Annotated in this window: 2 protein-coding genes; one reads left to right on the top strand and one right to left on the bottom strand. The window is 32.5% G+C overall.

Annotation, left to right across the window (positions count from 1 at the left end; translation table 11 throughout):
* The coding region (locus ACYVTD_RS15815) for a transketolase C-terminal domain-containing protein (protein ID WP_461248645.1) at positions 1-350 on the top strand (350 nt) is incomplete at its 5' end.
* Here the strand turns inward: ACYVTD_RS15815 and ACYVTD_RS15810 are convergent.
* Positions 295-507 (bottom strand): biotin transporter BioY, encoded by a 213-nt coding sequence (locus tag ACYVTD_RS15810; RefSeq protein WP_461248646.1) that lies wholly within the window; start codon positions 505-507, stop codon positions 295-297. The genes ACYVTD_RS15815 and ACYVTD_RS15810 overlap by 56 nt on opposite strands.
* Between the last annotated feature and the right edge of the window lie 53 nt (positions 508-560).

Genomic DNA, 560 nt, shown 5'->3' with positions numbered 1-560 from the left:
GAGTCGTTAAAAAAACAAGAAATAAGAAAGTTATTATAGCTGTTGGAGATGTCTTGCCATATGTTGAGGAGAGAAACGCGACTATTATTTCATTGACAACAATTTCGCCATTAGATACCAAAACTATAAGCGAATATATAAGCAAAGACATCGAAATAATTGAAAACAATGTTGTTTCTGGCGGTGTTGGCGAAAAAATAAAGGCGTTGTTTCCAAGCGCTAGTATTACATTAAAAGGTTTCAACAAAAATAACATTCCTAAGCACGGAGCAACGGAAGAGCTTGTGAAAGAAATTATATCTGAAAAATTTTTAAGACTTTTAGATGTTTCGATAATAAATATGCGATGATTGCTTTTAAGAAATCGACTAATATAAATGGCAGCAAAGTTATCTTGATTGTGTCTATGAAAGTTATGTAGGGCCAGTTTTGCAATCCATAATAAATTGTTCCTATAAAATAGCATAATAGTGTAGCGTAGAAAATGCCTAGCGCCTTTTTTTTCATAGCTGAAATTATGAAAGCCATGAACGGGAATGCAATTATATATCCAAATGATG

Source organism: Treponema sp. R6D11 (genome assembly GCF_054786075.1).
The sequence above is the reverse complement of the archived record's forward strand: the minus strand, read 5'-3'. Positions and strand labels throughout refer to the sequence as shown.

What these genes read in the sequence shown, in the direction of transcription:
- ACYVTD_RS15810 (WP_461248646.1), bottom strand. Translation starts at nt 507, where the DNA reads ATGAAAAAAAAGGCGCTAGGCATTTTCTACGCTACACTATTATGCTAT.